Origin of the sequence: Acinetobacter sp. OYA S30 (genome assembly GCF_033599315.1) — a bacterium.
Classification (GTDB): Bacteria; Pseudomonadota; Gammaproteobacteria; order Pseudomonadales; family Moraxellaceae; genus Acinetobacter; species Acinetobacter baumannii.
Genome location: NZ_JAWVAV010000006.1, coordinates 108,526 through 134,064, shown reverse-complemented (window position 1 = coordinate 134,064; position 25,539 = coordinate 108,526). Strand labels below are relative to the sequence as shown.

Annotated in this window: 24 protein-coding genes and 1 pseudogene; 15 read left to right on the top strand and 10 right to left on the bottom strand. The window is 39.7% G+C overall.

Going from position 1 to position 25,539, the window contains the following annotated elements:
* The first annotated feature begins 139 nt into the window (after window positions 1-139).
* Entirely contained in the window at window positions 140-643 is a 504-nt protein-coding gene (locus tag R5R67_RS05235) for a hypothetical protein (RefSeq protein WP_001238661.1), read from the top strand.
* A gap of 54 nt (window positions 644-697) precedes the next feature.
* Here R5R67_RS05235 and accC read toward each other — a convergent pair whose 3' ends face one another.
* From accC to R5R67_RS05215, 4 genes are all read right to left on the bottom strand, one after another.
* On the bottom strand, window positions 698-2,068 hold the full coding sequence (gene accC / locus R5R67_RS05230; RefSeq protein WP_000939648.1) for an acetyl-CoA carboxylase biotin carboxylase subunit: 1,371 nt from the start codon (window positions 2,066-2,068) through the stop codon (window positions 698-700).
* A gap of 16 nt (window positions 2,069-2,084) precedes the next feature.
* Window positions 2,085-2,504 (bottom strand): acetyl-CoA carboxylase biotin carboxyl carrier protein, encoded by a 420-nt coding sequence (gene accB / locus R5R67_RS05225; protein WP_000354611.1) that lies wholly within the window; start codon window positions 2,502-2,504, stop codon window positions 2,085-2,087.
* Window positions 2,505-2,521: 17 nt separating this feature from the next.
* Window positions 2,522-2,977, bottom strand: a complete 456-nt coding sequence (gene aroQ / locus R5R67_RS05220; protein WP_000099412.1) for a type II 3-dehydroquinate dehydratase — start codon at window positions 2,975-2,977, stop codon at window positions 2,522-2,524.
* A gap of 235 nt (window positions 2,978-3,212) precedes the next feature.
* On the bottom strand, window positions 3,213-4,541 hold the full coding sequence (locus R5R67_RS05215) for a Y-family DNA polymerase (RefSeq protein WP_000652014.1): 1,329 nt from the start codon (window positions 4,539-4,541) through the stop codon (window positions 3,213-3,215).
* A gap of 216 nt (window positions 4,542-4,757) precedes the next feature.
* On the opposite strand from R5R67_RS05215, the pseudogene R5R67_RS05210 reads away from it, so the two are divergent.
* Window positions 4,758-4,852: pseudogene (locus tag R5R67_RS05210) on the top strand (hypothetical protein); the annotation flags it as partial.
* A 21-nt stretch (window positions 4,853-4,873) separates the two neighbouring features.
* On the opposite strand, the gene R5R67_RS05205 reads toward R5R67_RS05210, so the two are convergent.
* Window positions 4,874-5,884, bottom strand: coding sequence for an ABC transporter substrate-binding protein (locus R5R67_RS05205; protein ID WP_000039925.1), 1,011 nt, complete (start codon window positions 5,882-5,884; stop codon window positions 4,874-4,876).
* Complete coding sequence (locus tag R5R67_RS05200) at window positions 5,885-6,475, bottom strand: ANTAR domain-containing response regulator (RefSeq protein ID WP_001125253.1); 591 nt, start codon at window positions 6,473-6,475, stop codon at window positions 5,885-5,887.
* Between the two features lie 384 nt (window positions 6,476-6,859).
* On the opposite strand from R5R67_RS05200, the gene R5R67_RS05195 reads away from it, so the two are divergent.
* The 12 genes from R5R67_RS05195 (at window position 6,860) to R5R67_RS05140 (ending at window position 22,127) form a co-directional block, all read left to right on the top strand.
* Complete coding sequence (locus R5R67_RS05195; protein ID WP_000114557.1) at window positions 6,860-7,201, top strand: hypothetical protein; 342 nt, start codon at window positions 6,860-6,862, stop codon at window positions 7,199-7,201.
* Between the two features lie 11 nt (window positions 7,202-7,212).
* A complete protein-coding gene (gene nirB / locus R5R67_RS05190; protein ID WP_000780175.1) occupies window positions 7,213-9,759 on the top strand; it encodes a nitrite reductase large subunit NirB in 2,547 nt (848 codons plus the stop codon).
* A 12-nt stretch (window positions 9,760-9,771) separates the two neighbouring features.
* Window positions 9,772-11,394, top strand: coding sequence for a nitrite reductase small subunit NirD (nirD, locus tag R5R67_RS05185; protein ID WP_001028497.1), 1,623 nt, complete (start codon window positions 9,772-9,774; stop codon window positions 11,392-11,394).
* An 18-nt stretch (window positions 11,395-11,412) separates the two neighbouring features.
* The gene (locus R5R67_RS05180) at window positions 11,413-14,193 is read left to right on the top strand and encodes a nitrate reductase (protein WP_001084784.1); all 2,781 of its coding nucleotides are present in this window, start codon (window positions 11,413-11,415) and stop codon (window positions 14,191-14,193) included.
* Window positions 14,190-14,819, top strand: coding sequence for a molybdenum cofactor guanylyltransferase (locus tag R5R67_RS05175; RefSeq protein WP_001032655.1), 630 nt, complete (start codon window positions 14,190-14,192; stop codon window positions 14,817-14,819). Before R5R67_RS05180 ends, R5R67_RS05175 begins: the two co-directional genes overlap by 4 nt.
* Before the next feature lie 150 nt (window positions 14,820-14,969).
* Entirely contained in the window at window positions 14,970-17,243 is a 2,274-nt protein-coding gene (locus tag R5R67_RS05170; protein WP_000968537.1) for a molybdopterin-dependent oxidoreductase, read from the top strand.
* 226 nt (window positions 17,244-17,469) lie between these two features.
* Complete coding sequence (gene moaA / locus R5R67_RS05165; protein WP_085943446.1) at window positions 17,470-18,510, top strand: GTP 3',8-cyclase MoaA; 1,041 nt, start codon at window positions 17,470-17,472, stop codon at window positions 18,508-18,510.
* Window positions 18,511-18,765 (top strand): MoaD/ThiS family protein, encoded by a 255-nt coding sequence (locus tag R5R67_RS05160; RefSeq protein WP_001187658.1) that lies wholly within the window; start codon window positions 18,511-18,513, stop codon window positions 18,763-18,765.
* A 3-nt stretch (window positions 18,766-18,768) separates the two neighbouring features.
* Window positions 18,769-19,254 (top strand): molybdenum cofactor biosynthesis protein MoaE, encoded by a 486-nt coding sequence (locus tag R5R67_RS05155; protein WP_000657200.1) that lies wholly within the window; start codon window positions 18,769-18,771, stop codon window positions 19,252-19,254.
* A 23-nt stretch (window positions 19,255-19,277) separates the two neighbouring features.
* Window positions 19,278-20,201 (top strand): bifunctional molybdenum cofactor biosynthesis protein MoaC/MoaB, encoded by a 924-nt coding sequence (gene moaCB / locus R5R67_RS05150; RefSeq protein WP_000799981.1) that lies wholly within the window; start codon window positions 19,278-19,280, stop codon window positions 20,199-20,201.
* Entirely contained in the window at window positions 20,201-21,436 is a 1,236-nt protein-coding gene (locus R5R67_RS05145; protein WP_000012057.1) for a molybdopterin molybdotransferase MoeA, read from the top strand. Before moaCB ends, R5R67_RS05145 begins: the two co-directional genes overlap by 1 nt.
* 208 nt (window positions 21,437-21,644) lie before the next feature.
* Window positions 21,645-22,127, top strand: a complete 483-nt coding sequence (locus R5R67_RS05140) for a winged helix-turn-helix transcriptional regulator (protein ID WP_000870671.1) — start codon at window positions 21,645-21,647, stop codon at window positions 22,125-22,127.
* On the opposite strand, the gene R5R67_RS05135 is transcribed toward R5R67_RS05140, so the two are convergent.
* Window positions 22,124-23,527, bottom strand: coding sequence for a PLP-dependent aminotransferase family protein (locus R5R67_RS05135; protein WP_001076969.1), 1,404 nt, complete (start codon window positions 23,525-23,527; stop codon window positions 22,124-22,126). The two genes, R5R67_RS05140 and R5R67_RS05135, sit on opposite strands and share 4 nt — an antisense overlap.
* A 122-nt stretch (window positions 23,528-23,649) precedes the next feature.
* Between R5R67_RS05135 and R5R67_RS05130 the strand changes: the two genes are divergently transcribed.
* On the top strand, window positions 23,650-24,513 hold the full coding sequence (locus R5R67_RS05130) for a DMT family transporter (protein ID WP_001168995.1): 864 nt from the start codon (window positions 23,650-23,652) through the stop codon (window positions 24,511-24,513).
* 4 nt (window positions 24,514-24,517) lie between these two features.
* On the opposite strand, the gene R5R67_RS05125 is transcribed toward R5R67_RS05130, so the two are convergent.
* From R5R67_RS05125 to R5R67_RS05115, 3 genes are read right to left on the bottom strand one after another with little or no spacing between them, the layout of a single operon-like run.
* Window positions 24,518-24,829: a TusE/DsrC/DsvC family sulfur relay protein gene (locus R5R67_RS05125; protein ID WP_001047538.1), complete on the bottom strand. Its 312-nt coding sequence runs from the start codon at window positions 24,827-24,829 to the stop codon at window positions 24,518-24,520.
* Window positions 24,830-24,848: 19 nt separating this feature from the next.
* Window positions 24,849-25,133 (bottom strand): hypothetical protein, encoded by a 285-nt coding sequence (locus R5R67_RS05120; RefSeq protein ID WP_000194629.1) that lies wholly within the window; start codon window positions 25,131-25,133, stop codon window positions 24,849-24,851.
* Window positions 25,134-25,150: 17 nt separating this feature from the next.
* Window positions 25,151-25,501, bottom strand: coding sequence for a hypothetical protein (locus R5R67_RS05115; protein ID WP_000859773.1), 351 nt, complete (start codon window positions 25,499-25,501; stop codon window positions 25,151-25,153).
* Window positions 25,502-25,539 lie beyond the last annotated feature (38 nt).

Sequence of the window (25,539 nt, the reverse complement as noted above, 5' to 3'; positions counted from 1 at the left end):
GTGATAAAAATTGTTAGGAATACCGAGTTAAAGATAGAAATTGTTTGATGAGAAGTATCGGTTCGTTACGGTTGAAAAATATTGTTTTTATATGGTTATGAAACAATGTTTTTCTAAAAAAATGTGCTAACTTAAACCCATGCGTTTAATGATTAATAAATCTATGAAAAATATTTATATTATGGGATTATTATTGGCTTGTTCTGGTTTTGCTATGGCTGAGACAGTGACTCAACAGCCCCCAGCACAACCTGTTCGCACTGCAAGTAATCCTAATGCTATACGTATTGTTACGCGTCCTGAAATTATGGGATTATGGGGAATGGAGATTCCAAATAATAAAAAATGTGTAGAGTATTATAATTTCCGCAGTAGTAACGATGTAGTGATTAAAAGTGGTGAAGAGTGGTCATACGGTATTTATGAATATCAGCCATCTGATGACCCTAAAGAGCAGCTATCGGCTTTAGTAATGCAAATTAAGTTTGATAATAATAAAGTAGATTGTTCTGGTCAGAAGCAAGATCAGACAGGTGATATTTCTCAATATTTCGTGCAATGGAAAAATGATCATACTATTAATTTCTGCTCAACGGCTAAGGGTGAGCAATGTTTCGCAACTTTACGCCGAATGTTGCCATAAACAAGTAGATATAAAAAAGCCTCTTATTTAAGAGGCTTTTTTATATGAAGCATATTATGCAGTTTCAGCTTTCTTTTCTTCTTCCACTTGCTTTAACAAGTGTTTTTCAAGGTAATGGATGTCCATTGCTTGAGAACAGAAGTTTTTATCCTGCAAAATAAGATCTTTATGTAAAGGAATATTGGTTTTAATTCCTGTAAGAATCATTTCATCTAACGCTTGACGCATGCGGGCAAGTGAAGTTTCACGATCTTTACCATGAGCAATCAATTTTGCAATCATTGAATCGTAATATGGCGGAATGCTATATCCAGGATAGATATGAGAATCTAAACGAATACCCGCACCACCTGGTGCATAGAAACTTTCAATTTTACCTGGTGAAGGTAAGAATGTTGTTGGATCTTCGGCATTGATACGACATTCAATGGCATGACCACGAACTTCAATATCTTCTTGTTGAAGCTCTAAGCCTAAACCAGCTGCAATACGTAATTGTTGTTCAATAATGTCAACACCAGTTACCATTTCAGTTACAGGGTGCTCAACCTGAACACGAGTATTCATTTCAATGAAGAAGAATTCACCATCTTCAAATAAGAATTCAAACGTACCAGCACCACGATATTGCATTAACTGACATGCGTGTACACAGGCTTGTAAAATATCAGCACGTGCTTGTTCCGGTAGATTTGGAGCAGGAGCTTCTTCTAACACTTTTTGGTGACGACGTTGCAATGAACAGTCACGGTCATATAAATGAATCGCGTGGCCATTACCATCACCTAAAACTTGAACTTCGACATGGCGAGGTTTTTGTAAGAAGCGTTCCATGTATACGGTATCATCGCCGAACCACATTTCTGCATCACGTTGAGCCGCTTGAACTGACTCAAGTAGTGTGTCTACACGTTCAACAATACGCATACCACGACCACCACCACCAGCTGCCGCTTTAACAATAAGCGGGAAACCGATTTCTTTCGCTTCAGCTAATGCGTTATGGATAGTTACAGCATGGTCGCAGCCAGGTACCGTAGGTACGCCAGCTTTTTTCATTGCAACAATTGCAGAAACCTTGTTACCCATTAAACGGATATGTTCTGGGCGAGGGCCAATAAATGTGAAACCTGAGCTTTCTACAATTTCAGCAAACTCGGCATTTTCCGAAAGGAAGCCATAACCTGGATGAATTGCATCGGCACCAGTAATTTCTGCAGCAGTAATAATTGCCGGGATGTTTAAATAGCTATCACTACTTGCACCCGGACCAATACATACTGCTTCATCAACGAAACGTAAATGCATCAAATCTTTATCGGCATCTGAATAGATACCAACAGTTTTGATTCCTAATGTTTTGCAAGCCCGGGTAATTCGTAAAGCGATTTCACCACGGTTTGCAATTAAAACTTTTTGCAACATAGATGTCCCCGGGGTATTACGCGCGATAACGGAATAAAGGTTGACCGAATTGGATCACTTCACCATTTTTCACTAAAATTTCTTCAATCACACCGCTTTGAGTTGCTTCAATCGGGTTCATGATTTTCATTGCTTCAATAATACCCAAAGTCTCACCAGCAGATACTGTTTGACCTACTTTAACAAATGGTGCTTCGCCTGGGCTTGGAGCAGCATAGAACACACCAACCATAGGAGAAGTTTCAACTGCTCCACGTGGTGTTTTTGCAACAGGTGCTTCAGCAACAGGAGCTGCCGGAAGTGCTACACCAGCCGCAGCAACGACAGGATTGCGACGAGTTAAAGCGATCGATTGATCACCTTCTTTAACTTCAATCGCTTGCAAGTCAGACTCAATCATTAAATCGATGAGTTTCTTAATTTTGCGGATATCCATGGGCGACTATTCCTGAACTAGTTTGGGTTAGATGGTTGAATTTTTTCAATAGCGTAATCGAGTGCAAAGCTATAACCTTTTGCGCCTAGACCACAAATCACGCCAATTGCTTTGTCTGATAAATAAGAGTGATGTCTGAAAGCTTCACGTGCGTGAACATTTGATAAATGTACTTCAATAAAGGGAATGGCAACGCCAAGTAAGGCATCGCGTAAAGCAACTGAAGTGTGGGTGAGGGCAGCAGGGTTAATAATAATCAGTTTTACGCCTTCTGTTTGTGCCTGATGAATACGGTCAACAATGGCACCTTCCCAGTTGCTTTGAAAAGTATCTAGTGTAATTGAGGCTTGTTCAGCTTGAGCAATAAGTTGTTGGTTGATATTGTCTAGGGTAAGATGACCATATACTTCTGGTTCGCGTTTTCCCAGCAAATTCAAATTCGGTCCATGAATTACCAAAATGGTCGAACTCATTCAGATTGCTCCAGCTCTAAAGTTGCAAATAATCTTTGCAAGATGTCTGCAAAGTTTGCTTATTATGGCATATGTTTCTACAAGTTTTTTATAATTTCTTTTAATTGTCGCAGAAAGGGTACACCAAATTCGGCTTATATATTGTAAATTTTGCGACGAATTAGCAATGTTAAAAAATGACAAAATTTCAAGTAATTTAACGGAGCTTATTTTAAACCGAATTGACAAAAACAGTTCATGTATTTTGTGTAACGGGGGTATAAGCATCTTCAATCGTTAACATTTCATTCCAGCGTGTTAGGTAATTTTTTGAGCGATGACATTGTTTCATTTGCCAAGATGGATTACGTGAGTGATATCCAACTTGTAAATAGTGGCTACCAAAACGCTTACGGACTGTACCTAAAGTTTCCATCAATTGTTGTCTTTGATGAATAAGTTCCAGAGGCTGCCATAAATCATCAATATGTTGCTGACGTGCGTGTAGAGCACAAAATAATACTCCAATTTTTATGTAACTTTTATTTTCTTTATATAAAACATCAATTTGCTGCATAGCTGCTTTAGTAAGTATGCATAAATCATCTGTTGCATAATGAAGACCAATTGCTTGAGATGTGGCTTTTTTATAGGGCGGTTTGTCGGTTTTTTCATAAAGCATAACTTGAACACAGGCACAAAGTTGTTCTTGTTTCATTAAACGGCGATGTGCCCGGTTAAGGTGAAAGATAAGTGCTTGTTTAATAATCTCAATACTGGATAAAGCTTGAGCAAAACTTCGTGATGCTAAAATCCGTTTCGTTGGAATAGCTGGATCATCAAGTTCAATACAGGATTGGCCTTTTAGCTCACGAATAGTGCGTGCCATGACCACAGAAAAGGCCTTTGCCATATGGTGTTCATTGGCAAAAGTTAAGTCTAGGCATGTGTACACCTCATAACTTTGTAGCTGTTTGACTAATTGATAGCCGATTCCCCATACCTCTTTGACTGATGTCTGTTGCATGAGGTCTTCCATAATTAATGGATCTAAGGTGATGAAATTACATACTCCTTTAAAACTTTTAATTTTCTTAGCATAGTGATTGGCAAGTTTTGCTTGTGTCTTTGAATATCCAATTCCAATGCAACAAGGTAAGCCTAACCATTTTAGGAGAGTGTTTCTCACTTTGTTGCAGTAGTCAGAGATATCGATAGATTGGAGGTAAGGGGTGAGATGAATAAAGCATTCATCTATAGAGTAGGCTTCTAAATCATCTGGAGAGAAAAACTCACCGAGGACAGCAAAAAAACGGCGGGACATCTCGGCATATAAAGTGTAGTTGCTTGAATAGACTTGAACGCCTGCTTGTAAAGCATCTTTTTCAATTTGGAACCACGGTACGCCCATTTTAATCCCTAAAAGTTTTGCCTCTTCACTACGTGAAACCACACAGCCATCGTTATTAGATAAAACAACTACAGGTTTATCATTGAGTTTAGGGTTGAAAAGACGCTCACAGCTGACATAGCAATTATTAATATCAACCAGTGCATAAACTTCACGGTGTGAGATATCTTTCATTATTTCATCCCCTTACTCATTAACTGAAATCTGTATTTTGAATTTGTAACATAATCAAGTTAACAAAATTACGGGCTGATATCTAGGGGAGTTTCGGTTGTTCGTCGAAATTATAGGTAGGAGATAAAGTCTATGAAATGTCAGTTATTGATATGGAAATGTCTGAAAATGATAAGTTTTAATTGGTTATGATCGGAGACATAAGAGCTATATTTAATGGATGAGTTGAGTCTTTTAAATGTAGTAATGCGTATAACGCATTTGTCTTATGGGTCTTTCAAGCTGTCTTTGTTAATAAAGACAGCTTTTTTTATAATGTGCTTAAGTATTTTTTAGAGTTTGGCTTGATTGTAGCACTCGAGATTAATGCATTGTGCACTCAGTTCTATGATTTGATCAGGGGCTAATTGAAGTTTTTCCCATTTTTGCATTTGCTGAAATAACCAATGGAAATCTTCAGGTTGGGGAGCCGCATTTTCTTTAACCAAGTACTTTACAATATTTTGAATCATATAATATTTATCGACATGTACTTCTTCAGAACAGTGAAATCGGACAATCCCAAACTCGACCAATAACTTTAAGACAGGTGCAAAATCTTTTAAATTACTCAATTCTTTTTGAGCTTTCATAATTGCCGTTGTAAGGGCAACTAAGGTTTGAGGATGTTGTTCAGCCCATTCTTGAGTTACTGCGAGAACTTTATCTGCCACATTGGGAATAATGTCTTGACTTGAGCAGACGATTTTACTTAAGCCTAAAAGTTCACCTTGAGTATTCCAAGGCTCTCCCACACAAAAACCATCAATCACATGGTTATCTAAAGCTTCGACCATATACGGTGGCGGAAGTGCTTTAAGTTTGAGCGTTTGAGCTATTCTAGAGTCTGCCAAAGCAAGCCATTCTCTTAAACAATAATGATGGATTGAATGTTTAAATACATGGGCTAAAGAAAGAGTATGATCTTGCTCAATGTATTGAGTAACTTTTTGGGCGGTAGTTTGTGCATTATCATTTTCTTGAATAGCCAGTTGATGAATTAATTTTTGGCTTAAGCTGATAAAAGCACGGTTTTTACTTAAAACGAGCGGGGTTTGCAGTGCAATACCAATTTGGTCTGCACCCATTGCTGCTGCAGGGAGCATCGCAGATAAACAATGTGCAGCATCTAATAAGCCAAAAGCTAAACGGTCGCGTAGACTTGCCCATGATGCTTCTTTGACTAAGGTAACATCTAAATCGACTTCTTCGAAGAAACCTTGCTGCTTTGCCCAAAGTAAAGCGATGCAATCAAGTAAAGGAATATAGCCGAGTTGCAATTGAGTCTTTTCTAATTTGCTCATTTATTCATCCTTTAGTTGATCATTTAGTAATTTTTGAGCGTCAAGTAAACGCCGTGCCATTTCTCCAATCGTTATACGGTGACTCATGGCATTTTTTCTGAGTAATTGAAAAGCTGTGTCTTCAGGTAAGCCATGCAGTTGCATGAGTAGCACTTTGGCCTTTTCAACATCTTTACGATCGGCCAGTTTGGTTTGAGCTTCTTTTAAGTCACCTTCGAGCTTTTTATGTTTTTTATATTGCTCAATTGAAATCTCTAAAATGGTATGTAAGCGAGCGGGGTCTATGCCATCTACAATATAAGCCGTTACGCCTGCATCTATAGCTTGTTTGATGGTGTCTTTATCTGAATTTTTAGTGAATAGAACAGTTGGTAGGTCATAGCTACTCACACAACTTTCAATAATGTCACGATGGGGATGATCCATATCGAGCAAGATGACATCGGCTTGTAAATCTTCAAGACGAAAAATATTTAAGTGGTCCAAAGTAAGGCAGGCAACCACTTCAAAGTCATTTTCAAGCAGACTATTTTTTATATAGTCGGCCCGCGCATGATCATCATCGATAAGAGCTATTTTGAGTTTTGGCATAAGTTCAGAAAATCAGGCTAAGAAAATGCGCCAATTCGACGCGTTTTTTGTTATCAATTTTTAAGCAAGATTAGTGCCATCCAAAATTAAACAAAAAATCAGACATGAGTGGTCCTTTACTATTCTAATGCATTGTTTTGATCAATATTGGTGCAAAAAAGCGATTCATTTTGTGGCAAGACTTATTTTTGTTTAAACCATATAGACGAGCAGCAATAGTGCAGGGAAAATTAAATATTCTTTTTGGATAAAAATGGGTTTTGTATTAAGTATTTGAAAATAAAAATAAAAAATTATTAATATTAATTTTAAAAAGAATTGGCATGCAAAATGCTTAGTTAATTACAGGTCGAAGACGACCATAAGTTTTAAAGACGGCCAACGATGTCCGTTCTGATCGAATTTGTGAGTGCAACTGTACACACAGAAAATTTACGTTCAGTCGGAGTGAAGGTTATGTCTTTATTTTTATTGCATAAAAAAGTTACATCTGAATTAACTAATTTTTCAGTTTCAGCGATGCGAGCCTTCCGTATGAGGGGGCTCGCTTTTTTTATTTGTTTTTATGACTTTGCTATGCATAGGGTGTCGTCAACGAGTGGAAAAAATGGGTTCCAAGCAGCTATACGCTTTGTGATGTTGATACGTTTCTCGGTAGAGCACAAGGCAAAACAACAATGTCTATTTGAGAACGCAAGAACGCAGCTTAAAAGCAACGTGATTTGAGGAGAAACACTATGAAATTGGTAATGATTGGTCATGGTATGGTGGGCCACAAATTCATCGAAGCCATTTTAGAAAAAGCAGATGATGAACTGGAAATCACGATTCTTGCAGAAGAACCTCGTATCGCATATGACCGCGTACATTTGACTGAATACTTCTCAGGGAAATCGGCAAAAGATTTATCTTTAGCACGCTTTGATTTTGCTGATGCGTATGGCATTGACCTGCGTTTAAATACTAAAGCAGTGGCGATTGATACAGCTGCACAAACCGTAACAACCAATCATGGTGATGTGATTAGCTATGACAAGTTGGTGCTGGCGACCGGTTCATATGCATTTGTTCCGCCAATTCCGGGTAATGACCGCGAGAACTGTTTTGTTTACCGTACCATTGAAGACCTAGATGCTATTCGTACAGCAAGTTTAAAGGCTAAAACAGGCGTAGTAATTGGCGGTGGTTTACTTGGACTTGAGGCAGCCAAAGCATTACGTGATTTAGATTTAGAAACACACGTTGTTGAGTTTGCACCACGTTTGATGGCAGTTCAAATTGATGACTTAGGGGGCAAGGTTTTACGCCGTAAAATTGAAGATTTAGGTGTAAAAGTCCATACACAAAAAGCGACTCAGTCTATTGAGTCTGGTGTAAATACCACTCATGTGATGAAGTTCGCCGACGGTAGTGAACTCGAAACTGATGTGATCTTATTCTCTGCGGGGATCCGCCCACGTGATGAGCTTGCGCGCAACAGTGGGCTTGCGATTGGTGAGCGTGGCGGTATTGTAATTAATGATTATTGCCAAACATCAGATCAAAACATTTATGCCATTGGTGAATGTGCGCTTTGGCAAAATAAAATTTATGGCTTGGTTGCACCGGGCTATGACATGGCGCGTATTGCAGCAAAACACATTTTAGATGAAGAGTGTCACTGCTTCGCTGGCGCAGACATGAGCACCAAATTGAAGTTGATGGGCGTTGATGTTGCTTCTGTTGGTGATGCACATGCTATGACCCCAGGTGCATTAAGCTATTTCTATGCAGATGAACATGCGCTGGTTTATAAAAAGATTGTTGTAAATGCCGACAAAACCAAGTTGCTTGGCGCGGTTTTAGTGGGCGATGCCAAAGAATACAACGACCTTTTACAAATGATGTTGAATGGTCTGGCTTTACCGGAAGTGCCTGAAAGTTTAATCATGCCGGGTTTTGAGCAATCAGCAGCAAAATCTGGTGGTAGCGGAGTCGATTTGCTGCCAGACAGTGCGACTATTTGTTCATGTAACAACGTATCAAAAGCAGACATCTGCCAAGCAATTAGTGATGGTTCGACCTCTTTAGGTGCATTAAAGAAATGCACCAAAGCAGCAACAGCATGTGGTGGTTGTGCACCATTAGTAACTCAAGTATTGAAGTCAGAGTTACAACGTCAAGGTGTGACTGTTAACAATCACATTTGCGAACATTTCCCGTACTCGCGTCAAGAGTTGTATCACTTGGTTCGTGTCAATGAAATCAAGACATTTGATGATTTAATTCATCAACATGGTCATGGTTTAGGTTGTGATATTTGTAAACCGGCAGCAGCAAATATTTTGGCATCTTGCTGGAATGATTTCGTACTTAAGCCAAGTCATGCAGGCCTACAAGACAGTAACGATTACTACTTGGGTAACATTCAAAAAGATGGCTCTTACTCCATTGTACCGCGTATGGCAGGTGGGGAAGTCACTCCGGATGGCTTAATTGCCATTGGCCAAATTGCGAAGAAATATAACTTATACACCAAAATTACTGGTGGTCAACGTGTTGATATGTTTGGTGCCCAAGTTCATGAACTTCCATTTATTTGGGAAGAGTTAAATGCTGCGGGCTTTGAGTCTGGTCATGCCTATGGTAAGTCGTTGCGTACAGTGAAATCTTGTGTAGGTAGCACTTGGTGCCGTTACGGGGTAGATAACTCGGTTGGTTTAGCGATTGAACTTGAAAACCGCTACAAAGGTTTGCGTTCACCGCATAAATTGAAAATGGCAGTGTCTGGCTGTACACGTGAGTGTGCGGAAGCGCAAGGTAAAGATGTAGGCGTGATTGCCACTGAAAAGGGTTGGAACCTTTATGTATGTGGTAACGGTGGTATGAAACCACGTCATGCAGAATTACTTGCATCTGACCTCGATAAAGAAACACTTATTCGTTATATCGACCGTTTCTTTATGTTCTACATTCAAACGGCAGACCGTTTACAACGTACCAGTGTATGGCGTGACAACATGGAAGGCGGTCTAGACTACCTTAAATCTGTGATCGTTGATGACTCTCTTGGTTTAGCTGCCGAGCTTGAGCGCCGTATGGAACACATTATTGGTACATATCAAGATGAATGGCGTACAGCTGTCGAAAACCCAGAAGTTCGTAAACGCTTCCAGACTTATATCAATGCAGGAGCAAATGAACAAGCTGATCCGCACATTCAATTTACAACTGAACGTGGTCAAATCCGCCCATTAACTGAAGCTGAACGTTCAGAAGACCGCATTCCAATGGTTGAAGCATAAAGGAGAACTTATATGAATATTGTACAAGACAAAAATATGCTTCCTGATGATCAGTGGATTGACGTTTGTGCCCTCGATGATTTAACCCCCAACACTGGTGCAGGAGCGCTAGTGGGCGGTCAAGCGGTTGCAATCTTCCGTGTAGGGCATGAAAAACGTGTTTATGTACTGAGCAATAAAGATCCGTTTAGCCAAGCGAATGTGATGAGTCGTGGGATTATTGGTGATTTACAAGGCGAACGCGTCGTTGCATCTCCAATCTATAAACAACATTTCAGTTTAGCTACGGGCCGTTGTTTAGAAGATAAAGACCAAAAATTGGCAGTTTATCCGAGCAAAATTGTTGATGGCCGTGTTTGGGTCAACGCGGTGCCGCAAAAAACTTATATTACCAATACAGGTGTATCACAAGACAAACTTAGACTGGTGCTGATCGGAAATGGTTTGGCAGGGATGCGTTGTCTGGAAGATTTACTTGATATGGCACCAGACCGTTATGAAGTTACGGTGATTGGTGAAGAACCATGGGGTAACTATAACCGTATTATGTTGTCTCCGGTTTTATCGGGTGAAAAAACCATTGAAGACATTATGTTGCATCCACCGAAGTGGTACGACGATAAAGGCATTAAATTTATTGCTGGTGATAAAGCCGTAAAAATTGATCGTCCGCGTAAAGTGGTTTACACCGAAAAAGGCCAGACAGTTGATTATGACCGTTTGATTCTGGCAACAGGCTCGGCACCATTTATTCCACCAGTTCAAGGTGTTGACCTAAAAGGGGTGTTAACTTTCCGCGATATTTATGATGTTAACACCATGATTGAATACTGTGGTTCAAAAACTAATTCAGTCGTGATTGGCGGCGGTTTGCTGGGTTTAGAAGCTGCCTATGGTTTAAAGCAACGTGGTATGAACGTCACGGTATTGCATTTAATGGACCGTATTATGGAACGCCAACTTGATGGGCGTGCGAGTCAATTACTTCGTCATAGTATTGAGCAAAAAGGCATTCAAATCATTACCGAAGCCAATACCGAAGCGTTAATCGGTGATGAAAATGGTCATGTCAAACAAATCCGTTTGAAAGATGGCACAGTGTTAGATGCTGACCTTGTGGTGTTTGCTGTAGGTATCCGTCCGAATATTGCTTTGGCGCAAAGTGCTGGTCTACGTTGCAATCGAGGGGTGTTGGTGAATGACACCATGCAAACATTTGACCCAAGTATTTATGCGGTGGGTGAGTGTATCGAACATCGTGGACAGACCTTTGGTTTAGTTGAGCCACTATGGGGGCAAGCTTTTATTTGCGCGACCCATTTAGCAGAGCACGGCAGCTTAACTTTTAAAGCACCGACCGTACCGACTCAGTTAAAAGTCAGTGGTGTCGATGTATTCTCGGCTGGCAATTTTGAACCGAAAGATGATTATGAAGACATTATCCTGAACGATGAAAAACGCCAGATTTATAAGCGTATTATCATTCAAAGCGATCGAGTAATCGGTGCAGTACTGTTCGGTGATACTGAAGATGGCATGTGGTATGCAGAGTTAATTGCAGATCAAACTCCTGTTTCTTCATTTAGAAATAAGCTGCTATTTGGTCGAGATTTTGCATTAAAAAATGCAGGCTAAATAGGGAAAGGAGCAGTTATGAATAGTATTCCAAGCGTTGAAATCGATAGCTCCGACCATGTTGCAAAAACAACTAAAACAACATGTCCATATTGCGGTGTAGGTTGTGGTGTTAGTGTAAACGTTCAACAAAAACTTCAAGGACCTGTGGTGCAAGTTGAGGGGGATGCTGAGCATCCTTCCAACTTTGGGCGCTTATGCATTAAAGGTAGCCGACTTGCGGATACTTTGGGATTAGAAACACGTCTACTTCAACCGATGTTTGGTCGTAAGTCACATCGGACTGTAACCACATGGGATGCAGCAATCAATAAAATTGCCGATAAATTCCAGTCTTGTATCGATCAATATGGTCGTAACAGCATTGCATTTTATGTTTCAGGTCAGCTTTTGACTGAAGATTATTATGTGGTGAACAAGTTTGTAAAAGGCTATTTGGGCACTGCAAATATCGATACCAACTCACGCCTTTGTATGTCATCTGCGGTGGCAGGTCATAAACGTAGCTTTGGTGAAGACCTTGTGCCTGCAAGTTATGAAGATTTTGAACATGCAGATATGGTGGTTTTGGTTGGTTCCAATACCGCATGGTGCCATCCTGTGCTGTATCAGCGGATTATGCAGGCTAAAAGCCACAATCCAGATATGTTTGTGGTGGTGATTGACCCACGTTTTACCAGTACTTGTGAGCAAGCGGATTTACATTTACCGATTTTACCGGGCCAAGACGTCGCATTGTTTAACGGTCTATTCCAATATTTATATCAAAATGGTCATGCTGATCAGGCTTTTGTTGATGACTATACCGAAGGTTTGCAAGAGGTTTTGGCAAGTAGTCAGCAAGAAACGGATATTACCTATGTTGCCAAACGTAGTGGTATTTCTTTAGACAAATTACAGCAGTTCTTTGAGAAGTTTGCGCAGACTGAAAAGGTAATCACGCTATTTTCAATGGGTGTGAATCAATCAAGTCAGGGTGTGAATAAGGCCAACAGCATTATTAACTGTCATTTATTAACAGGCAAAATTGGAAAGCTCGGCGCTGCACCATTTTCAATGACAGGCCAGCCCAATGCTATGGGTGGTCGAGAAGTGGGTGGCTTAGCTAATATGTTGGCTGCCCATATGGATTTAGATAATCCCTTGCACCAAAAAGTAGTGCAAACCTTTTGGGACAGCCCATTTATTGCAACTCAAGCTGGCTTAAAAGCTGTTGATTTGTTCCATGCTGTTGAAGCTGGGAAAATTAAAGCCATCTGGATTATGGCAACCAATCCAGTGGTAAGTTTACCAGATGCTGATCAGGTGAAACGTGCTTTAGAGAAATGCGAATTGGTCGTTGTGTCAGATATCTGTACCGATACGGATACTACGGCTTACGCTGATGTGTTACTTCCAGCTTTAGGTTGGGGTGAAAAAGATGGAACCGTTACTAACTCTGAGCGTCGTATTTCACGTCAACGTGCTTTTTTACCTGCGCCGGGTGAAGCAAAAGCGGATTGGTGGTCAGTGAGTCAAGTTGCGAAAAAATTAGGCTTTAAAGGTTTTGACTTTAATAGTGCTGTTGATATTTTTAATGAACATGCGGCTTTGTCAGCACAAGATAATGCGGACATAAATACACGTGAGCAAAATGATACGTTCCGTTATTTCAACTTAAAAGGTTTAATGAACCTAAGTACTGCTGAGTACGACGCTCTACAACCAGTGCAATGGCCAGTCTGGAGTAAAAACCAGGACGCTAAAGCTGTTCAACAACTGTTTGGCAAGGGCCAGTTTAGTCACAAAAATACCAAGGCAAAATTGATTTCGACTGTTGCAATCGATCCGGTACATGCAGTTTCAGAAGATTATCCGCTCATTTTGAACACGGGACGTATTCGTGATCAATGGCACACCATGACGCGTACTGGTTTGTCACCAAATTTGACCAGTCACCGTGCCGAACCATTTTGCGAGATTCATCCGAGTGATGCCTTGAAATTTGGTGTGCGTGATCAAGGCTTGGTAGAAGTTCGTTCGAAATGGGGCAGTTGTGTACTACGCGTGACATTCTCATCAGGTGTCCGTCGTGGGCAAATTTTTGCACCGATTCACTGGACTGAACAGGTCGCATCCGACGCCCGTATTGGTAAAGTCGTTAATCCAGAAGTTGATGCAATTTCAGGTGAGCCCGAGTTCAAACATACGCCTGTAACCATTCAGCCGTTCTATACCACTTGGCAAGGTGTGCTCTATATTCGTGAAGGATACGAGTCGCACATTCAAGAATCGCTACATCACTGTGCATGGTGGACTAAAGTCAAAATGGTGAAAACCAATCGCTATGAACTTGCAGACCGCCAAACTTTTCATGATACTCAAAAGAATCTGAAAAGCTTTTTGCCATTTGCTGATGAAACCTTTGAATGGTTAAGCATAGAAGATATTTCTTCACAGCTGAGCCATAGCGTTATTTTGAAAGATGGCATTGTAATTGCAAGTCTATATATTGCACCGCCAGATTTATTGCCAGACCGTGACTGGGTAGCAAGTCTGTTTAAACGAGAACGTTTGAGCGCCTTGCACCGTAAAGCTTTACTAGCAGGTATGCCAATGTCGGCTACCAATAATGATGGGCCTTTGGTGTGTAGTTGTTTTAAAGTAGGTAAGAATAAAATTATCGAAGCAATAAAAACACAAAACATTACCCATGAAAAACAGGTCACTGCTTGTTTAAAAGCTGGTGGCAATTGTGGATCATGTTTACCTGAAATCCGTGGCTTAATTAAAGCTTGCCAGCAAGAGGTAGAAGTGTGAATAAGGGATATCCCATAACTGATCTGGTCATTCTGGCGGGTGGACAAGCCCGCCGTATGAATGGTTTAAATAAGCTGTTGCAGCAATTCGATGGCGATACGCAACTTCTTAAGATTCACCAAAAGCTAAAATCTTCAGTATCTGAAATTTGGGTGAATAGTCATCGAGACTATTCAATCTATCAAAGTATTGTGCCAGATATTAAATGTTTTCAAGATGATGCTTCTGGTTTTTTTGGTCCGCTTATGGGGATGAAAAGCACATGGTCTCATGTACGAGCAGATTATGTTTTGTTTATTCCTTGTGATGTGACCTACATACCTACGCAAGTCGTTGCGAAATTACACAGCGCACTTCGCAAAAATAAACAGGCTCAGGCAGCTTACGTTTCAATTAACGGAGATGCTTTATACCCATTTTGTTTGTTAAAACGTGAAAGTCTAGAAGTTTTAGAGCAGCAAATTGATAAGCAACAATTGAGTTTAAAAAATTGCTTTAAACTTTTACATGCACAAGTAGCCATTTTTCAAAAGCAGAACTTATTTTTCCATAGCATTAATTCTTTAGATGAACTTCAACAATACAAACAAATTAAAGCATTTAAAGAGATTTTTTCGACAAATTAGAACTTCAATTATATCGATTTAAAATTTACATTGATAATCTGAAATCATTTTTTAAATTTTGAGTTATTGACTGTTTAGAATTTAAGTTCTATTTTGGAACTTGTTATTTTCATTCTAGCCAGATGTATAAAAATAAACGGAGCCAGAAAAATGATGGACGCAGCTCAGCAAAGTAAAACAGATGTGACCGCATGTATTTTATGTTCAAGAAACTGCGGTTTGAGCGTGGAAATTAAAGATAACCAATTTGTCAAAATTAAAGGTAATCCTGAGCATCCATTTTCTCAAGGTTACATTTGCCAAAAAGCCGCAAGATTACAGCATTACCAGAAACATGCAGACCGTTTGACCGCACCTTTAAAACGCCAACCAGATGGTTCATTTCAAGAAATTAGTTGGGATGTAGCGATACAAGAAATTGCCGATCAATTGGTTCAGATTAGAGATAAATTTGGCGGCACTGCTTTTGCTTCGGTTGGGGGCGGTGGACAGGGTAACCACCTCGGTGCAGCTTATGGCCGACAACTTTTATTGGCTATGAAAAGTTATTATGCATATAACTCACTTGCCCAAGAAAAAACAGGTGATTTTTGGCTCAATGGCCGCCTGTTCGGTAGTCAGGCCTGCCATACTACAGAAGATGTTGAACATGCAGATTACGTACTTTTTATTGGAACGAACCCGTTTCAGGCACATGGTATTCCCAACGCACGAGACACGCTAAAACATATTAAGAAAGATCCGAACCGAACCATGGTAGTGTTCGACCCGCGTGTTACCGAAACGGCAAAACAAGCAGACATTCACGTGCAGCTAAAACCGGGAACAGATGCTTTTTTAATGTCAGCCATGATTGCGATCATTATTAAAGAAAAGCTTTATGATGCAGCATTTATTGAGCAGCACACACATGGGTTTGAAGAAGTAAAAGCTGCATTTAACCATGTCCCGATTGAAGACTATATTGCTAAAGCTGATGTACCTGTCGATTTGATTTATCAAGTTGTTCGAGATTTTTCAAAGGCAAAAAGAGGCTGTGTACGTATCGATTTAGGTATTCAACATACTTTGAATACAACATTAAATGGTTATTTAGAAAAGCTTTTATACTTACTGACAGGGAACTTTGGAAAACAGGGTACCAATAATTTGCATACCATGTTTATTCCAATTTTGACCGATACGGATGAAAGAAAACCAAAATATCGACGTAGCGTTTATCATAAAATGTTCCCGATTTCCGGGTTTTTCCCACCTAATATTTTACCCGATGAAATCCTTAAAGCAGGGGAAAAGCGAATTCGTGCTGTGTTTGTAGATAGTTGTAATCCACTATTAACTTACCCTGACACACCTGCCTTTGAGGAAGCCTTTAAAGCATTAGATTTGTTGGTTGTGGTCGATGTTGCTATGACGGAAACCGCGAGACTAGCGGACTATATTTTGCCTGCTCATACTCAGTTTGAAAAATGGGAATTTACTGGTTTTAACTTGGAATTTCCTAAGAATGGTTTTCACCTGCGTCATCCCGTATTGGCTGCTCAAGCAAACACTTTACCGGAAGCCGAAATTTATACTCGATTACTGGAAGCTATGAATGCTATTCCGAAGAATTTTCCAATTCTAGAAAAAATAGCTGCGGTCGACTCGAAAAAAACCGCCTACTTACCCTACTTGTCGGCGCTAGGACTTACCTTGGCACGCCATAAAAAATATATCCCTTTTGCTGCCTCTATCATTTATCGAACTCTTGGCAAACGACTTGGCAATTCTGCAGATTCAGTTGCTTTTTTATTACCGCTATCTATTCAATATGCTGTTTTACATACCAAAGCAGTACGCCGTGCAGGTTATAAAGGTAGTCCGTTAACACAAGGTGTCAAACTATTTGAGCAGATATTAAAGCAACGTTCAGGTATGGTTTTATCGCAACATGAATATGACGAAGTCTGGAAACTGGTAGCTTATAAAGATAAGAAAATACGTCTTGCAATTCCCGAGATGTTAAGTGAACTCGCAAGCTTGAAAAGCCATAACGTTAATGTTGAAGAGTTTCCTTTCATCCTTTTGTCAGGTGAACGCCGTAGTTACAATGCCAACCAAATTTACCGTGACCCTGCTTGGCGAAAAGTAGATGCAGAAGGTGCACTGCGTATTCATCCTGAAGATGCAAGACACTTAAATGTAGATGCAGGGGGGCAGCTTAAATGTATCTCAGCGCATGGAGAAATTCAGGTAGCTATTGAGTTGGATGATGGGATGAGAAGAGGTGTCGTATCACTTCCACATGGCTATGGTATGCGATTTCAAAATGGTGAACCAATTGGACCACAATTAAACTTACTTATTTCTGCTGAACATTGTGATCCATTGTCGAAAACGCCATACCATAAATATGTACCCATCCGTTTAGAAAAGTGTTAGAAATAGAATCAAGTAAAACATAGATTTTACCGCGCTAACTCGAGATTTATTTTTAAATCGTTCTTGAGACGGTGCGGTGAAAAACCTATAAAAAGTTAAATATTATGGAAGATAAGTAGAGCTGGAACAAATTTTGCATAAAAAACAAAGCACTATTTAGGCGCAATTTTTTGTATTTGATTGTTCATAATCGGTGCTCGCAATATTTGAACTGTTCTCGATATGAGTGCAAATGATGAAACAATATCACTCTGAAACTGCGCCAAGCCTTCTGCAAGATCAATATGGGCGTATCAAGCGTAAGTTACGAATTTCTGTAACTGATCGCTGTAATTTTAAGTGTGTATATTGCATGCCTGAGCATCCAGAATGGTTAAATAAACAAGACTTGCTTAGTTTTGAAGCGCTCTTTCAATTTTGTTATTTTATGGTGCAGCAAGGTATCCAAAGTATTCGCATTACGGGTGGTGAACCATTAATGCGTCAAGGTATTGTTCATTTCATTCGAGATCTACAGTCTTTAAAAAGTTTAGGTTTAAAACGTATATCGATGACTACCAATGGTCATTACCTTGCTAAACATGCCAAGCAGCTAAAAGATGCTGGATTAGATGATTTAAACATTAGTTTAGATAGTTTAGATCCTGTTCAGTTTAAAGAGTTGACCAAGAAAAAATTGGAGCCTGTTTTAGAGGGGATACAAGCTGCAAAAGAAGTAGGATTACCTTTTAAAATTAACTGCGTGTTAATGAAAGATAGAAATGATGATCAAATCTTACCTATGGTGAAATGGTCAATTGCTCATCATATTCCTTTGCGTTTTATCGAGTTTATGCCGCTTGATGGTGATGCACTTTGGTCAAATAAAGATGTGGTAAGTGAGGCTGAAATTTTACAGGTATTGCAACCGTATTATTCGGTACAAGTCATCGAGCAGCAACATGAGCCAGCGCGTCAATATCTAATTAACGGTAGCTACCATTTAGGAATTATTTCCACAATTACGCATTCATTTTGCCACCAATGTGACCGTATACGGCTTACCGCAAAAGGCGAACTATATAATTGTTTATTTGCGCCGCAAGGCTTAAATATTAAGCCTCAGCTTCAAACGTTGGTAAGCAAACAACATACTCCAGAATATGGTGTGTATATCCAAAATTTAAAGAATTTGGTTCATCCTTATATCTGGCATAAAGCCAAAGGTTTCCATGCCTTACAACATCAACAAACCCGTAAAATCAGCATGCATATGCTTGGGGGATAAATGCAACAATCTATCCAAATTAAAGTCGAAGCATTTGGTGCAATTGAAAAATTGCTTCCTGAAAATCTTTTGTTAGTTTGTCCTAGTCATAGTCTAGTTAAAGATGTATTGGATGAAATTGTTTTATTGCATCCGGAATCTACAAAAGCCATGGAAAAATGTGCATGTGCGATTGGTGATAATGTCATAACCAGACAAACTGTCTTAAGTGAGCCATGCACTTTGGTTTTATTATCACCCGTTGCCGGAGGATGAGTCATGAAAGAGTTCGCAAGAATACAAGAGCAGGCTTTAAGCTTGGATACTTTTGATCCGATTCAGTCTTTTCCTGAATGTGGCGGTATCGATATTTTTATGGGTACGGTTCGTAATCACCACGAAGGTAAAGCGGTAAAGGCGCTGAAATATACATCGTATAAACCGCTTGCAGAAAAAATGATACGTGAAATTGAACTAGAAATTGAGAAAAAGTATCAGGTATCTTATGTGCGAGTGGTTCATCGGATTGGATATTTAGATGTGGGCGAAACAGCAATCATTGCAATTGCTTATGCAGCCCATCGCCGTGAAGCTTTTCAAGCATGCGAAGAAGCAGTTGAGCGAGTAAAGCATGAAGTACCTGTCTTTAAAGAAGAGTTCTTTACAGATGGTACAAGTCACTATGTAGAAGGCTGCTGTATTCGTAAGGATGCACCGCACGACCACAAACACCATCATCATGCCGGCCATGAGCACTCACACTGAAATATGTAATACTAGGATAAATAATGAAAAACGTAGGAATGAAGCCGGAAAGTTATCGTGTTGCTGAAGCACAAGCGATTTTATATGCACCACCGCACTGTATTGAACTATTAAGACAAGGAAACACGGAAAAAGGTGATGCATTAAAAACAGCACGTGTTGCAGGAATTTTGGCAGCAAAAAGAACTGATGAGCTGATTCCACTATGTCATCCGCTACCGATTTATCGGGCAGATGTAGAATATGAATTGGAACATGACTTTGTAAAAATTATTGCTGTCGTTGAGACCATTGGGCCAACTGGCGTAGAAATGGAAGCTTTAACGGCGGCAAGCCTTGCAGGTTTAACCATTTACGACATGTTAAAGCCCCATTGTGAACCAGAAGAACTCTGGATGGATCAATGTAAACTACTTAAGAAAAAAGGCGGAAAATCCCATTTTAAACGGGTATTGCGTCAGCCTGTTTCGGCTGCGGTTATTGTATTGTCAGATACCGTAGCAGCGGGTAGAAAGCCGGATACGGCCGGAAAATCTGTAGTTGAAACTTTAACTGAAGCTGGATTTGATCCGATCCATTACCAAATTTTGCCTGATGAAGCAGATGATCTCAAAGAATTGGTCCTAGAACTCACCAAATCGTATGCTTGTATTATGACCGTGGGTGGGACAGGAATTGGTAAGCGTGACATTACAGTTGATACGCTAGAGCCTCTTTTAGAACGTAAATTAGATGGCTTAATGGAAGCTGCTCGCTCATTTGGACAAAAACGCACGCCATACGCTGCTATGTCACGCGGAGTAGCCGGGTTTATTGACCGTTCGTTAGTAGTGACGTTACCGGGAAGCCGTGGTGGAGCAAGCGAATCAATGGCCGCTATTTTACCCGCATTAGTCCATATTTTTGATGTTTGCCGTGATTTACCACATCCAGGAGGCTATGAATAATGTCAGGTTGTGGTGCTGAGCGTGGATTAATCAGTATAGATGAAGCGCTAGATTTAGTTATTAATAAGCCTAAAAACTTAAGCTCTATTCAAAAGACTCTAATAAATAGCCTAAGTAGTTATCTTGCCAAAGATATTTACTCTGAAATTAATTTACCAAGTTTCTCTCAAAGTGCGGTAGACGGTTATGCACTTTGTAGCCATACAGAAGATTTAAATAATCAAAAGTTCCAAGTCACAGGTGAAATTCGTGCCGGAAGTGAGAGTCACGATATACTCGGTGAAGGTCAGGCGATTCGTATATTTACGGGTGGTAAAATTCCTGAAGGGACAACGCATGTAGCACGGCAAGAAATCGTATCGGTTATTTCGGCCCAAGAAATTTGTTTAACGGAACATATACGCCCTCAAGCTGATATCCGTTTTACGGGTGAAGAAATCCAGCAGGGGCAGTTGCTTGCTCAAGTAGGACAGTTTCTAAATATTGGAAGTTTGGCTGCTTTAAGTATGGCGGGAGTGCAAGAGCTTACTGTTTACTGCAGACCAAAAGTTGCAGTTTTAGTCACAGGTGATGAAGTTGCTCAAACGGCAGAAGATTTAATCGATGGAAAAGTCTTTGATGCAAATGGTCCATTACTAAAAGCTTGGTTTGAAGATTATGGTTTAGATATCGAACTCATTCATGTGGCAGATGAAGCAGAGCAGGTCACCCATTACTTTAACCAGCTAAAAGACAGCCATGATGTTGTTATAACGACTGGCGGAGTTTCGGTAGGAGACTACGACTTTGTTCGGCCCTGTGCTTTCGAAGTTGGATTTGAACAAATCTTTTGGAAAGTTAAACAAAAACCGGGTAAACCTTTATTCTTTGCCGAATACCATAATTCACAAACCCGCCATTCCTGTTATTTGTTAGGCTTACCGGGCAATCCGGCTGCGGTATATGTCGCAATGCAAGTTTATGGTAAATCTTTATTGGATGCCTTGCAGGGCAATAGACAGGGACCAGAATGGTTTACCGCAATTTTAGAGCATGATTTAAAAGAAGATGCACGTGAGCGTTTTTTACGAATGTATGCTTATTTTGATGCAGGACAACTTAGGGTGAAAAGTTTGGCCAAGCAGCAGTCTCATATGCTGAGTAACCTTATGCAAGCCAATTGTTTAGTCCGTATTCCTGCGAGTACAAAACTAGCATCAGGAACTGTGCTAAAGGGAATCTTTATTTCAAATTAACTTATAAATAAGCTGTATATAATTAATCCATACTGATGGATTAATTATATTTTATAACTATTTTTAGTGACTGTTATTTTAAAAAAGAAGCTTTATAAATATACTAAAAACTTATTTCTAAGCTGAATATTGCATATAACATATTAAGTGGTTTAGGGTATAAATAATAAGGCAAGTAGGCCAGTTTTATATTGAGGAAAGCATAAAGATGAAATGGGATGACATCGGTGATCAGCCTTGTTCTGTTGCCCGTATGCTATCAGTGATTGGTGATCGATGGACGATGCTAATATTACGTAATGCTTTTATGGGAATTCGTCGTTTTGATGACTTTCAAAAATCATTAGGTGTCACTCGTCATGTCCTTTCTGATCGCTTAAAACGGTTGGTTGAATACGAAATTTTAGTGAAAGCGCCTTATTTTGACCGTCAGGAACGCTTTGAATATCGTCTCACGGATAAAGGCTTTGAGCTTTATCCAATTATCTTATCTATGGCGAACTGGGCAGATAAATGGATGGACCAAGGTTTAGGTAAACCTTTGGAATATCGTCACAAAGCATGTGGTCATAAGTTTGAACCTGTTATGGTGTGTTCAGTATGTCGTGAACCATTACATGCAAAACAAGTTCAGGTTTCGGCTGGGCCGGGCTATTTTGCTTATATGGAACAAAAGCAAAAACAGGCTTAAACTTGTTTCTCTAACGACTCTTGTAGAAGCGCTTCTGCAAGAGTCTTATAAATATAATCATGATTTGATTGTGTAATATTAAAACGGATAAATTGACCTGCCGATTGTGCTTGGCTAAAGGCATTACCCGGGGCGAGAATCACTTGCCGATTCAGGCAAAACCGGGCAATCTTCGCTGCATCTACACCTTCCGGTAGACGACACCACACAAAAATTCCGGCCTTGGGCTCAATCCACGGTTCTATCCCAATCGATTTAAGCTTCGCGATTGTTTCTTGCATGGCTTGAGCTAAACGAACTTTTAATAAATCTAGATGCTTACGATATGAGCCATCGGTTAAAGCTGTGTGTAAAATCTTGGCTGAGAGACCATTGTGAGAAAAGCTGGTGGCTATTTTTAAATCGGTAATTTGATCAATCCATTCTGGTTTCGCAATAATATAGCCGCAGCGAATAGAAGCAGAGAGCGTTTTAGAGAAACTTCCAATAAAAATCACGCGTGAAAGGTTGTCTAGGGCAGCAAGTCGTGGAGCGGGAGTATATTCAAAATCTGAGAAGATATCGTCTTCAATCACAATTAAATTAGACTGATCAATCAACTTTAATAATTGATGAGCTGTCGAGAGTGAGAGTGTTGCACCAGTTGGGTTGTGTATTCCGGAATTTGTAATATAAAGCCGAGGGTTATAGCTCTCGATAGCTTCTTTAAATGCCTCTAAGTCTGGGCCATTTGGAGTGTAGGGAATACCAACAACTTTAACTTGATGAACTTTAAGTAGAGCATGAAAGTTAAAGTAGCAAGGGTCATCAATTAGAACTACATCATCTGGTTTAAGTAAAAAACGACAAACCAGATCAATAGCTTGAGTGCCTGAATCGGTTAGAAGAACTTGATTAAGGTTTGCCTCTATACCTTTACTTTGTGCCCGTCTAGCCAGTAGATCTCTTAATGCGGGCAGCCCTAACGGTGAAGAATAACCCAATAAACTATCGTCTTCGCTACGTGTGGCTGATCTTAATGCTTTGCGGATACTTTCAAGTGGCATCCAATCATTTGGTAACCAACCACAACCGGGTTTAAACGCATTAGGTTCTGCTTCTAAAGACTGGCGTGAAATCCATAACGGATCTATAGAGCGATCTAATTTGGGTCCTAATTCACTTAAGGCTAAAGGTGCAAGTGGTGCCACGACATAAAAGCCGGAACCACTACGTGATTCAATTTTACCTAGGGCAATTAATCGCTCATAAGCCTCGACAATAGTAGAAACAGAAAAACCTAAATCTTTGGCTAGTTTACGTACAGAGGGAAGTCGGGTTCCTGGAGTTAAAGAGCGATTCTTAATTTGTTGTTCAATCTGTGAAATAACAAGCTCGATTTTTGTTTTGGTCTGGTTCACACTAATTATCTCTAACTGTACTGTTTGCTTATACATAACAGTTTTTTTAAATTGTACTGCTTTGTATCTGGTTTTGACACCATATCACAGCTTAAATTCTTCGTATAGTTGCGGAGAATAATATGCAAAAGTTTATGAACGGTTGGGTGAATGGTTTTATTGGGGTTGCAATTTTTGCTGGTTCATTACCGGCTACCCGTGTTGCGGTAACAGGTTTTGAGCCTGGTTTTCTAACAGCAGCAAGAGCTGTCATTGCAGGAGTTTTGGGTTTAATTCTTATCTTTTTGCTTAAGGAAAAAAAGCCTGCTAAACAAGATTGGTGGCCACTCGCTATTGTGGCTTTAGGCGTTGTAGTTGGGTTTCCCTTATTTACTGCGCTTGCTCTACAGTATATGAACGCAGCCCACTCGATTGTCTTTGTTAGTCTTCTGCCATTAGCTACAGCCATATTTGCAGTAGTGAGAGGTGGAGAAAAACCAAATTTATTTTTTTGGATATTTGCAATTTTAGGCAGTCTGGTTGTTTTTACCTATATGTTTTTCTTATCGGGTGAAGCATCTTTTGGCATCGGCGATTTATACATGCTTATTGCAATTATTTTGTGTGGATTTGGCTATGCCGAAGGCGGAGTACTGTCTAAAAAAATAGGTGGATGGCAGGTGATCTGTTGGGCGCTTATTTTAGCTTTGCCGATTATGCTGCTTGCTACTCTCTTTTATATGCCCGTTTCCTTTCAAGATGTATCTACATCAGCGGTAGCAGGGCTGGTTTACGTATCTTTATTTAGTATGCTCATCGGGTTCTTTTTTTGGTACAAAGGGCTTGCACAAGGTGGTATTGCAGCAATTAGCCAGCTACAGCTTTTACAGCCTTTAATGGGACTTGCGATTGCCGCACTTTTATTACATGAACACGTAAGTTGGTCGATGTTAATGGTAACGGCAGTAACAATTTTATGTGTCGCTGCCGCTAAAAAATTCGCATAAAAATTTATAAACAATTTGCCGGTTTAGGAATACCTGCCAAGCGACTGAGATGGCGAGCAACTAAACCGGTATTAAATTTTTGCTGTAAAACAGCATTATTAATATCTGGGCTTACGGTTTTCATTAAAAACTTAATCAAAGGACGTGTTGCAGGAGAATGCCCAAATTGCTGATAAAATTGGCGAACCGCAGCTAAAACTTCAAAATGCCAATCTGTTAATTCAAGATCGAGAGGTTTGGCGAGTTCCTGTGCTACTTCGGGATTCCAAATCGTATAGTCGACTAAATGACCATCTTGATCTAATTCTAAATTCATAAAAATGAGCCTAACTATATTATTTCAAAGAAATGCATCGATTAAATTGTAAAACCAGATCCGCAAACTGATCATAGTTCAATACCTTAACCTGAGCCAAGGTTTCTGCATCAATTAAATCTTTTTCATGAGACAAACAAGAAACTGAGCCAAACTGCTGACAAATATTTACCGAAAGTTGAGCAGTTGAGTCACCCATAAAAACAATTTGATCATCTTTATGAAATAGCTTTGCAAGTTCTTCAATAATGCGAGGAGTATGGTGATAAGAAGCTTGCACAAGATAAAGAGTTGATTGCGTCATTAAAATTACACCTTTATCTACCAATATAAGACATGATCGAAAGACTGGATGAGTTCAGTATCTAACTGAACAAATTCTAGTTCCTGCTCGCTGTTTTGAACAAATGGATGCTGTTTGTTTTTTGCTTCAATAAGGATTGGACTTAAGTCATAAAACTCAAAGCTATCCACCATGTTTGAAGCAATTTTAAAAGCATGCTGCAATTGGTCGAAGTTACCTTCATTTTGTAAAAGACTAAGAGCCGCATCTTTTAATAATACTTTGACTGGTGAGCCAAAGGTTGCTAAAACCATAGTAGCGGCGAGGCTTTCATTGACTTGTAGGCTGGTTAGATTGGCTTGGGTCAAAATAACGAGTACAGTTTTCACACAATATACCTTTTAAAAGCAACAATCTAAGTTAACAA